Raw genomic sequence first — 10,985 nt, 5'->3', positions numbered from 1 at the left:
AATTACAACCGCGGGGTGGAGCAGCCCGGTAGCTCGTCAGGCTCATAACCTGAAGGTCATAGGTTCAAATCCTATCCCCGCAACCAACGATACTTGCGATACGAACGCATCGAGAACGCCACTGTCCGGATGGACCGTGGCGTTTTTCTTATGCGCCGCGAACTGCAGGATCGCCGCCAGGTCGCCGCGCAGGATGATCGCCAGTTCGCCGTCGGTCGGCTGGAGCGTGATCTGAGAGACGAGCGTGCGCAGGCGCTCGGCCGCCTCGCTCTTTGTCTCTTCGGCCTGAAGGCTCTCATAAAGAGACGCGATCCGTTGCTGATAAATCTCCGCCATGTTCGGATGTAGCAGGGGAGGCGGCTCCTCCGCGTTGGCCAGACGTTCTGTGAGTTCGATCTTGCGAGCTTCGAGCGCGCCGATCTTATCCTTGAGCTTCGCACCTGGAACGCCGTCGAGGATGGCCTGGATTGCCTTGTCCAGTTCGCGATCAATGCGAGGCAACTCATTCCGCATTGCTGCGAGATCGGCCCCAAGTTCCATGCGCAGTCGGTTCACCTCGCGGGTGAACTCATTGCAAAACTCCTTGAACAGGTCCGGTTCCATCAGGTGCGTCCGCAGCCCGCTCAGCACTGATGCTTCGAGGGCATCGCGACGAATATTCAGACGGTTGTCACAGGTGCCCTTGTTGCGGGCCGTCGAGCAGCCGAGCAGATCTTTTGAGATCATGCTGTAACCACCGCCACAGCAAGCGCAGCGGATCAGCCCGGCAAAGAGGTGGCGAGGACGCCGCCGCTCACTGAGGGCTTCATTTCCCCGTTCCGGCTGGCTGAAGGTCGTCTCGGCCTGGCGGGCCTTTACGGTATCCCATAGATCCTGCTCGACGATCCGCAGCTCCGGCACCTCCTGGATGACCCATTCGGATTCAGGATTGAGACGGGAGACGCGCTTGCCGCTATCGGGATCTTTCAGATAGCGCAGCCGGTTCCAGACCAGACGCCCGACATACATTTCATTATTCAGGATGCCGGTACCACGTTCCCGATTGCCGTGAATGGTGGACGGTCCCCATTCACGTCCCTGCGGACCCGGAACACCGTCGCGGTTCAGTTCCATGGCGATGGTGCGCGACGACTTGCCCCGCGTGTAATCGGTGAAGATCCGTCTGACCGTGCGGGCCTCTTCCTCGTTGATGGTCCGGTCGCCCCGGATGCGCTCGCCCTTCGCGTCAAACTGGCGAACAACGTCATAGCCATAAGAGTTGCCGCCGCCGGACTTGCCGTCCTCGACGCGGCCGCGCAGGCCACGGCGCACCTTCTCGGCGAGGTCTTTGAGGAACAGGGCATTCATGGTGCCCTTGAGGCCGATATGCAGATGGGTGACGTCGCCCTCGGAGAGGGTGATGATCCGCACGCCGGCGAATGTCATCCGTTTGAACAGACCGGCGATATCTTCCTGGTCGCGCGACAGCCGGTCCATGGCTTCGGCCACGATGATCGTGAAGCGGCCGCGCGTAGCGTCCTGGATCAGTTCCTGTATGCCGGGGCGAAGAAGGGAAGCGCCGGAGATCGCCCGATCGGTGTAGCTGTCGACGATCGTCCAGCCCTGTTTCTCCGCATGAAGTCGGCAGAGGCGCAACTGATCCTCGATCGACGCATCGCGCTGGTTGTCGGATGAGTAGCGGGCGTAGAGCGCGACTTTCACAATCCCATCTCCCTAATCCTGGAGATCGCGTCGCCTCGCGGCCTCCACTTCAGCGTTGACGAAATCCCGTGCGGCCTGACGGGCCAGAAGCCGGACCAGACTGACCAGCCGAGGGTCGGCTCCACTGCGTAATGGTGTCACGTTGGCGTCCGGGGCGTCGAGAACGAGCCGCACCTTGCCCGCTATCGTATCGCGTTGGCGTGCCATCTTCCCGTCCTTTCTGCATGGACCTGTGAGTGGTTCTGACAGCACTGTGGAGGTCGGGCGGGATAGGCGTGAACAGAAAAATACGTGGAAACAGGGGGATGGATCGCAGGAAGAGGGCTTCGGGATAGTCGCGAACACGCGCGGCTATCGTGGTCGGCACTATCACAAGATGGTGATGGTGCGACTATAATAGTCGTAATTTGTCGTGGTGCGTGTCGACTCGCAGATCGACTGGCGCAGATATGGCTTCCGTAAAGCCGTGTCCGTGCCATTCCGTGGATGTGATCTGGCGCCTGGGGGGGGGCCGGGAGAGAGGAAGAGGGATGTGGGATTTTCGTGACGGATTCAGGGGTGGGAGAGAGGCTTCCGCCCGTCCGTTACGGAGTGTCCTGCCATGGCGAGCGCCATCCAGAAAATCGCCCTCAATGCGTCCCGTGATATTCCCTTCAACAAGCTGGTGCTGTCGCAGTCCAACGTGCGGCGTGTGAAGGCCGGCCTGTCGATCGAGGAACTCGCCCACGATATCGAACGTCGTGGGCTGCTCCAGAGCCTGAACGTTCGTCCTGTTCTGAACGGGGAGGGGGCAGAAACCGGGGTCTATGAGGTACCGGCCGGTGGTCGCCGGTTCCGCGCCCTTGAACTGCTGGTGACGCAGAAGAAACTGGTGAAGACCGCCCCTGTGCCCTGTATCGTGCGTGAGGCCGGATCGGCCATTCTCGCCGAGGATGATTCCCTGGCCGAAAACGTCCAGCGCGTGGCCCTGCACCCGCTGGACCAGTTTCGTGCCTTTCGTGACATGCTGGAAAAAGGCATGTCCGAGAAAGAAATCGCCGCCGCGTTCTTCGTCGTGCCCACCGTGGTCAAACAGCGTCTGCGCCTGATGACTGTGTCCGACAAACTGCTTGAGCTCTACGAGCAGGATGGCATGAAGCTCGACCAGCTCATGGCCTTCTCGATCAGCGATGATCACACCCGTCAGGAGCAGGTCTGGGAGATCGTCTCCCAGAGCCACAATCGCGAACCGTACGTCATCCGCCGTATGCTGACGGAGAAGACCGTGCGGGCGTCGGATCGCCGGGTGCGCTTCGTCGGGTTGGACGCCTATCTTGCCGCTGGTGGCCCCGTCATGCGTGACCTGTTCGAGGCAGACGATGGCGGCTGGCTGCAGGATCCGACCCTGCTCGACCAGTTGGTGATGGAAAAATTGCAGGAGGCGGCCGAACAGGTCCGCGCCGAAGGCTGGAAATGGGTCGAAACGGCGCTGTCCTTCCCCTGGGGGCATACACGGGACTTCGCGGAGATTGACGGGACGCCTGTTGCGCTTTCGAACGAAGAAGCCGCCCGCCTGACCGCGCTGCACAGCGAGCAGGAAACGATTGAGGCGGAATACGCGCAGGCCGATGAATTCCCCGAAGACGTTGATATCCGTCTGGGCGAAATCGAGCAGGCCATTGAGGCGTTGGAAGAACGCCCTGTGTCCTTCGATCCGGCGGATATGGTGCGGGCAGGGGCCTTTGTCAGCCTCGATACCGACGGCACGCTGCTGGTCGAGCGGGGCTTCGTTCTGCCCGAGGATATGCCGGTGGAGCCCGAGGATGGTCACGATGAGTCCGAGGGATATGATGACACGGTCGTTCATCACTGCACGGGTGACGATGTCGAAGGAATTGGGACAGAAGATACCTTCGATACCGAACCCGAAGAGGACGACGGGCTGAAACCGTTGTCCGACCGTCTGCTGACCGAACTGACGGCCTGGCGGACGCTGGCGCTGCGGGATGCGTTTGCCGGCAATCCCCACATCGCTCTGACCGAATTCCTGCATACACTGGTGCGCGATATCTACTGGCAGACGCCGGGCGCGGACTGCCTTGAGGCCTATGTCCGGGAAATTTCCCTTCCGGTCCATTCCCCCGACATGCCGGGCAGCCTGCCGGCTCATGCGCTGCGCCAGCGCAACGAGGGCTGGAAGCACGATCTGCCGGACGACGAAGACGCCCTGTGGCGATGGATCGACGGACTGGACGACACCAGCCGTCTGGCCCTGCTGGCGCATTGCCTGTCTTTCGGGATCAACGCGCTGCATGAATCGTCCCATGGCCCGTCTCTGGCACGCAGCGTCAGGGAACGGCTGGCACGAGCCGATCGCCTCGCCACTGCGCTTACGCTTGATCTGGTCGAAGCGGGCTGGCAGCCGACGGTGGAGAACTATCTGGGTCGTGTCACCAAGGCCCGTATTCTCGAAGCCGTACGCGAGGCGCGGGGAACTGAGGCCGCCGAGCGTATCGCACATCTGAAAAAGAACGACATGGCGCAGGCGGCCGAACGGCTGCTTGAGGGCACCGGCTGGCTGCCCGAGGCTCTGCGGACGGCGAACGTGCCGGAGCGAACTGAAAGGGAAGAAGGGGCGGCGCGCATGACCGATAGTCATGATGCGGTCGCAGCCGAGTGAGATCTGTCGATGAATATCATGGGCGGCTTCCGGTCTCCGGGAGCCGCCTTTTGTATTGGACGAGACTGTATCGGGCACCGCGCGTTGTAACGCGCACCCGGGGTGGGCGGCCGGTGGTGGTCAGTGACGGGTCGCCGGGTGCAGGTGCCGATCCGTCTCGAGTTTGAGGGCTGCCGCCCATAAGGGCGTTTTGGTATAGAAATCCCGTTTGCTAAAGCCGGTGCCTGTTCGGTGCTCGTTGAGCAGTCCTGCCCAGCACAGCGGTCGCAGGACATGGACATACAGACTGGCGCTCAGCTTGAAATCACGGTGACGGATTTCCTCTTCCTCGTCCCCGTAGAGAACCGAACACAGCCGCTCTTCGGTGACGGCAACCTGGGCTTCGATATTGATGACGTTGAGAAAGATATCCCAGTTGCCGAAGAGTGGTTCATCGCTTCGGGTGTATGAGCTATGGTCAACGACAAAGAGGAGATGGGTCGTCAACAGCATCCAGAGCCGGGCTGGCTCCGATTGGAGCTTTCTCGCCAGGTCGGTCAGCCGCAGGGTTCCCTTGAAATGCCGTGCGAGCTTCGCGCTGAGCAGAACTTCATGCAGGATCACCATCGGCGGGAAATCGTGTTCATTGAGAACTTTGTTGACGGCATAGAGGTCTTCGACCGTATAGCCGGGCCAGTCAAATGCCTCGGCGGCCCACGCGACAAAATAGCGTTTCAGTGCCTTGCTGGGCGTGAGGCCGATCGGGCCGTGTTCCTCAATATAGCCGATCGTCAGCAGCGCGGCCTTCAGGATGAGGGCATGCGACAGGGGCAGGTCGGTGTTGGGGGAACGAAACGGATTCATCCCATACACAATGAACCATGCAGGTGCGAGTTGCCAGTCTGGCTTTGCGAAGCGGGGACGACCTCCGTCACGCGTCTTTCATTGTAATGTCGGTTATCGCGTCATGTCGGACGTGAGGAGGTTTGAATAGTGTGCTGCATACCAGACATAAGCACTGCGGCTACACGAGGTCGACAAGGGTGGAAAGGGAACGGCTGACGCGCATTTTCGTCTTAAAGATCGAACAAATTATTATGCTCTCCCTTGTTACTGTTAAATGTATCGCTATCCGTGAAACCGCATTAAACTTAAGTGTTCAATTCCACCGGGAACTCGTGAATGCTACAGAAGATGACCGACAACATGTTCGACTTGGACATGGATACGAAGATTTATAGGGTTTTTCCTTTGGTCCGGGTTTTGGATCTCTTCGAAAAAAGCGAAAATGTCCTTGTCAGGCCGAAGCTTTGGGACGATCCGTTTGAGAACTTCTTCCTTGGTGCCCGAGTATTCAGCGGTGTGCAGGAAGTGGACATCAGCGATATCAGCAAAAGCTGGTATGGCCAATGCTGGACGACGGTTGCGGAAAGTGACGCTATGTGGCGGATTTACAGTCCAAATAAGGATGGGGTCTGCGTGGGGACTACCGTTGGGAAACTATTTGGAAGTTTTTACGACAAAGATGCTACCATATCTACTTTAGAAAATTTTATCGGGCGCGTTGAATACAAGGCGCAGAATGACATCGCCTCCATAGCCAAGAATTTTAGCTTTTCAGACTTGTCTCACGGAGGAGGTAATATTCAGTTCGCACGTTCACTATTGTTAAAAAGGGAGGAGTTTAGGCACGAGCATGAAGTCCGTATCCTGTTCTGTGATACACGCAAAAAATACCTCGGTAGTGACATCGTACCATTCAATTTTAATGCTGCTGATCTGATCGACAGCGTCGTCTTTGACCCGCGCCTAGATCGACGGATAGTACACGCGCTTAGTGTTACGATAACGTCCCTTGGTTATAATAAGGATATAGAAAGATCCCGTCTCTATGACGCTCCTCAATTGGTCATTAATCTAGAATAAATCAGCAGTCTTTGACAAAGCCGAAGGCTAGAAGTCCCAACACTTATAGACGTCTGCCCCAGATATGCCGGAGAGAATTAGACCATGCTCTCAGTTCTGAGTTAAGGTCGGTATGTCGCTATATGCTGGTTGATCGCTATTTATCGAAACCATAGCAGTGTGAGCGTATGAATGCCTAAATGTGTCAAAAAAAACAATCATCAAGTTACTAGGGCTCTGCTGGAATATTGGCAGACAACTCGCAAAAATAGTTCAGTAATTTGGTCGTTCGATGTCACTAAGCAGGAAAAAAAATTTTTCCAAGGATCTAAGGCCTCGTTCGCAATAGTTGAATATCTTTATGTTCCATTGCAAGAGGATGGAAGCCGCAACGATGATTTGGAAAACGAGTTTGCCGGGGATGAAGGTAGCCTTGGTCACTTGCTGAAGGCGGCTAACGGTAGAAGTACACGTAAGCCGTCTTACCGAACTCTCAAAAAAGGTATTAGATCGTGTGTTTCTTTGGGCTTTAGAAGCTCATATTACGCTTATCGTGCTATGTCGCTTCTGGCGCAACATGGGGTGGATAGCGGAAATCTTCATCGCATGGCCATTGAGACGATGAGGAAAACTCTACAGGCGAAATACGAGCAGTTTGCGAATTGGAGATTCGTTATCATTACGGGACTTAAGGAAGATTTGTTAATAAACGAACAGCCGTTCAGGGATTGGACGGTGCACAGAAATCCCCACAATTTTATCACTATGGCGCTTGGGCCTAGAGCTATGCTCGTTGGAACACCATCGCCAGATAACCGTTTTGCGGTAGCTTGGGGTAATGCCAATCAAGCGCCCGTCAACGTCGCCAACCATAACCAGTTCACAATAGATACCGCCAGACACTTCATCGTCGCGGCCTCAGAGGTTCAACTTGACGCAGTCATACCTCTTCTTACCTCTGAACTAGTGACAGAAAGAATGTCTTCGGACCGGGTGGTAACAGCTTCTTTACCGCCTTCCTCAAGTAGAACGACCTGAGGCGCGAAGGGGCGCAGGTAGAGTAAAGCATAATTTGGAGGATCCGAATAATCCTCCAAATTATCCCCTCTATATACAATATTATCAGTTTATAGTTTAACCAAAAAAGGAAGGTTTTCTGTCCTCCATGTTTTAACCTCCAGATGCCTATTTCTTATCGAGGGGAGCCTTCTGCTCATCCCGCCCTTGTAGACGTTCGCGGTCCAGTTAACTCCCTGAAAAACTTAGTCCCGGCTGATATCAATACCGGTTCGTGGTGGGGCGACAAATTCATCTGGGAATCAAAAGCAATCAAGAATGAAAAAGATCGACAAGGAATTCGTACGTAATTGCGACGATGAACTGGTTGCAAAGGGTTTGAAACTGCACCAACGACCGTTTCATGTAGCGATTGAATGGATGAAAGCACAGAATCTGTCATGCAATGTATTCGATGAAGTGATATGGAAACCATTGATGGATATCTATCGTGATCTTTATCCATCAGGAAATTTCTCTATGCCAGTGATGTTTGAAGGTGGCGTGGCGCTTCGCGACCAAATGTATCCGGTGGAAATTCCTCTTGGTTTTGGTAAATTCATTATAAATCCTATCGATTTCATCAAGATATCACGCACTGAGTTGAAATTAATCTTCCAGCATTATTCCGAACAAGGGTGGCGCGCTTTGTATGGTGTCGCCGATCTTTGGGATTTTGCCTACGGCACAGACGATTTATCGCATGTTGGGGGAGATGCACGCCAATTGTTTACGAATGCTCGTTCGTCTCTGGCAGCAACGACCCGCATCTTATCTGGGAACGTTGACACTGATGCAGCAGTGCAGACAATTTGTCTTACTGCCGAGCTAGCGCTCAAAGGTGCGCTCGCAGTGCGTGGTTGGACCGAGCCGCAATATAAAAAGCTCTCGCATCATCTGCACAAGTTAGCAAACGCATTGATTGGTGAGGTCTCGACCATGCACGATGATAGATTGCGTGATGCCGTCGCTAAATTTCCGGACTATGTTGGTACTCGTTACTCCTCGCACGGGATGACGCGTTCGGAACTGATGGTAATGGCAATGCGCGCGCAGTTCGTAGCTGGTGAGGCACTCCGCCGCGTTTCAAGTCGTGATCTTGCTTTGCAGATCGAAGCAGACCCGCAGAATCCAACTAGGCCAGCTCTGTGGTAAGGCTTAGAGTAAATAGAAATATTAATAGCGAGGTAAAACAACGTTTTCGAGCACTTGGCGTCAACCCCTTCAGTAAAAAATGACATTCCTCTGCTCACCGTTCCTGACATCAGACTTTCCGCTTTTCCCCCCCCCCATTGCTGTCGTGATTTCGGGTAGGTGACGGGAACGCCGTGTTCCGGGATGAGGGGCTGGGTATTTCTGGGGTTGGATGGGATCCCGCGTGGGAAGTGGCGATCAGAGGAAGAGGGCGGCTTCGCCTTTGGTGCCGAATAATCGGCATTAGAGGAGAGTTTTTCATGACCACGACCACCATACTGCCCCCTGCGTCCCGTGGCGCTGCGTCCGGTGGCTTTAAGATCGATCCTTCGCGTGGCGAGCGCAATGCCCGAGTATCGTCCGAATGGTTCTCGCGACCCGACGATGAACGCTATCTGTCGCTGTCCGACCTGCATGCCGCGACCTTGGCGCGTGCGGACCGGGCCACGGCCCGCACGGTGGAAAGCCGTGCTATTCGCGTCGAGGCCAGCCGCGACAATGCCGAACGTCTGACCCTGACCGTGCCGGGACAGAATGAGCCGATTGCACCGACTCACTGGTCGTTCGGCCAGATGTGCAGCCTTGTCGGCGCGCCGTCGTCCTACCTGCGCAATCTTCCAGCGCCACTCGCGGCGATCAACCTGCAGCACGGCCTGCTATCGCACCGCGCCGAACTGGTCAAAACGCTGGAGACGGAAGACGGGCGTGTCGAGCTGCGCGCTGTAACTGGTCCCGATTATGGCCGCATCTGGGACCACGAACTGGTGGGCGCGGTGCGCAAAATCGCCGGCGACGGCACAGGCGATACCAACTGGAAGGTGCCGGGCGTGATCGACTGGGCGACCATGACCCATAATCCCTATGTGGACATCACGAAGGAGACCACGACGCTGTATGCGTCAGACAGGGATGTCTTCCTGTTCCTTGTGGACGATACGCATCCCATTGAAGCCGGACGCCTGCCCAATGGTGACCCCGATCTCTATTTCCGGGGTTTCTACGCGTGGAATTCGGAAGTCGGCAGTAAAAGTCTCGGCATTGCGTCCTTCTACCTGCGCGGCGTGTGCCAGAACAGGATGCTCTGGGGCGTAGAGAATTTCGAACAGATCACGATCCGGCATAGCAAGTTTGCAGCATCCCGTTTCGTGCATCAGGCGACACCGGCGCTCCGAAATTTCGCCACGGCCAGCCCGGCGTCATTCGTTTCGGGCATTCAGGCCTCGCGCCGGGCGCTGGTGGCGAAGAACGATGACGATCGTGAAACGTTCCTGCGTCGTCGTGGGTTCTCGAAACCGGAAACCGCGAAGATCATCGAAACCGTGCTGCACGAGGAAGGCCGCAAGCCCGAGAGCGTGTTTGATTTCGTGCAGGGCATTACCGCACTGGCGCGGACGAAGGCCAATCAGGACACGCGGCTGGATCTGGAAGAGAAGGCCTGCAGGCTGATGGAGCGTGCGTCCTGAAAAACGACTGCACGCTTTTCCGCCAATACGTTTTTACGAGCCCGGCCCCTGCGCCGGGCTTTTTCGTTTCGGGAGTCATTTCGATGGCTGATTTTTTCACGCATTTTTCCTGCGTTCTCGACGTGGGCACGGTGGACAATGCCGCAAAGGCGCTCGATCTCTACAACGCGTTCATGGATGAACTGGCGGCGGAAGATCCGCCCTCTGACGGGTTCCGGCTTTCCGTAGAACCGGAATATGGTGGCACCAGGCTCTGGATGCGCGATGACGTGACCGGTGATCCGCAGCAGGTCGTGGAATTCGTGCTGCGCTGCGCGCGGACCTTCCGGTTGCGGGGCCGATGGGGATTCCAGTGGGCCAATACGGCATCCCGTCCCCGGATCGGCGCCTTCAGCGGCGGCGCGCATCTGCTTGACCTTGGCAGGAGCAGGACGATTTCATGGATGACGACCGATCGCTGGCTGGCAATCGCCCTGGATGGAGGCGATCCCGACACAGGAGGGCAGGGCCGATGACCGGACATGATGCAGGTGATCTCGCCCGCCGTCTGGCGGAGAACGCAGAGGCGGTGTGCCGTCGGTATCTGTCCGCCGGTCGCCGTCACGGCAATTACTGGCTGGTCGGAGATGTGCACAACACGCCCGGCCGGTCGCTGTTTGTCCGGCTGCATGACACCGCCAATGGCAGGGCCGGTAAGTGGATGGATGCGCAGTCCGCCGAGCATGGCGATCTGCTCGACGTGATCCGCGAAAGCCTCGGTCTGGTGGATTTCCGCGACGTGGCCGATGAGGCGCGTGCGTTCCTCAGCCTGCCACGTCCCGACCCGGCATCGTCGTCACAGGATCGTCCGGTCCGTGACCGTGGCTCCGCCAATTCGTCGGAAGCCGCGCGTCGGCTCTGGGCCATGTCCGGGTCGATCACGGGCACGCCCGTAGAAACGTATTGAATTGCCCCGGGTTTTGTGGAGACGTTTTTTATCTGATTTAAGCGGCTAATGCATGTGATTTCTGTTGTGCATAAAAGCGTGC

10 protein-coding genes, 1 tRNA gene and 1 pseudogene are annotated in these 10,985 nt (G+C 56.7%); 9 read left to right on the top strand and 3 right to left on the bottom strand.

All coding sequences use genetic code 11. The features are described from left to right. The first annotated feature begins 9 nt into the window (after positions 1–9). Positions 10–86 (top strand) — tRNA-Met (locus FKW19_RS09925). Here the strand turns inward: FKW19_RS09925 and FKW19_RS09920 are convergent. Further along, positions 43–1,701 carry a recombinase family protein gene (locus tag FKW19_RS09920; RefSeq protein WP_116100339.1) on the bottom strand — a complete coding sequence of 553 codons (1,659 nt, stop codon included), beginning with the start codon at positions 1,699–1,701 and terminating at the stop codon, positions 43–45. The two genes, FKW19_RS09925 and FKW19_RS09920, sit on opposite strands and share 44 nt — an antisense overlap. A gap of 49 nt (positions 1,702–1,750) precedes the next feature. After that, the gene (locus tag FKW19_RS09915; RefSeq protein WP_193561130.1) at positions 1,751–1,927 is read right to left on the bottom strand and encodes a hypothetical protein; all 177 of its coding nucleotides are present in this window, start codon (positions 1,925–1,927) and stop codon (positions 1,751–1,753) included. Positions 1,928–1,933: 6 nt separating this feature from the next. On the opposite strand from FKW19_RS09915, the gene FKW19_RS15445 reads away from it, so the two are divergent. After that, positions 1,934–2,098 carry a hypothetical protein gene (locus FKW19_RS15445; RefSeq protein WP_162870693.1) on the top strand — a complete coding sequence of 55 codons (165 nt, stop codon included), beginning with the start codon at positions 1,934–1,936 and terminating at the stop codon, positions 2,096–2,098. Between the two features lie 204 nt (positions 2,099–2,302). Beyond that, positions 2,303–4,360 (top strand): ParB/RepB/Spo0J family partition protein, encoded by a 2,058-nt coding sequence (locus tag FKW19_RS09910; protein WP_089179461.1) that lies wholly within the window; start codon positions 2,303–2,305, stop codon positions 4,358–4,360. Positions 4,361–4,480: 120 nt separating this feature from the next. Here FKW19_RS09910 and FKW19_RS09905 read toward each other — a convergent pair whose 3' ends face one another. Beyond that, entirely contained in the window at positions 4,481–5,203 is a 723-nt protein-coding gene (locus FKW19_RS09905; RefSeq protein ID WP_089179460.1) for a hypothetical protein, read from the bottom strand. Positions 5,204–5,521: 318 nt separating this feature from the next. Between FKW19_RS09905 and FKW19_RS09900 the strand changes: the two genes are divergently transcribed. From FKW19_RS09900 to FKW19_RS09875, 6 genes and pseudogenes are all read left to right on the top strand, one after another. Then, entirely contained in the window at positions 5,522–6,265 is a 744-nt protein-coding gene (locus FKW19_RS09900) for a DUF2971 domain-containing protein (protein ID WP_089179459.1), read from the top strand. Between the two features lie 171 nt (positions 6,266–6,436). Then, positions 6,437–7,282 carry a DUF4238 domain-containing protein gene (locus tag FKW19_RS09895; protein ID WP_089179458.1) on the top strand — a complete coding sequence of 282 codons (846 nt, stop codon included), beginning with the start codon at positions 6,437–6,439 and terminating at the stop codon, positions 7,280–7,282. 297 nt (positions 7,283–7,579) lie between these two features. Continuing rightward, positions 7,580–8,455: a hypothetical protein gene (locus tag FKW19_RS09890; RefSeq protein WP_089179457.1), complete on the top strand. Its 876-nt coding sequence runs from the start codon at positions 7,580–7,582 to the stop codon at positions 8,453–8,455. Between the two features lie 299 nt (positions 8,456–8,754). Next, positions 8,755–9,957, top strand: coding sequence for a DUF932 domain-containing protein (locus FKW19_RS09885; protein WP_089179456.1), 1,203 nt, complete (start codon positions 8,755–8,757; stop codon positions 9,955–9,957). An 83-nt stretch (positions 9,958–10,040) separates the two neighbouring features. Continuing rightward, positions 10,041–10,472, top strand: a complete 432-nt coding sequence (locus tag FKW19_RS09880; protein WP_089179455.1) for a hypothetical protein — start codon at positions 10,041–10,043, stop codon at positions 10,470–10,472. After that, positions 10,469–10,900: pseudogene (locus FKW19_RS09875) on the top strand (DNA primase); the annotation flags it as partial. The gene FKW19_RS09880 and the pseudogene FKW19_RS09875, both read left to right, overlap by 4 nt. Positions 10,901–10,985: the final 85 nt, after the last annotated feature.

The sequence above is a fragment of the Acetobacter sp. DmW_125128 genome, assembly GCF_008704325.1.
GTDB classification, from domain to species: Bacteria; Pseudomonadota; Alphaproteobacteria; order Acetobacterales; family Acetobacteraceae; genus Acetobacter; species Acetobacter oryzifermentans.
Note: the sequence above shows the minus strand (reverse complement) of the source record. Positions and strands in the feature narration are given on the sequence as shown.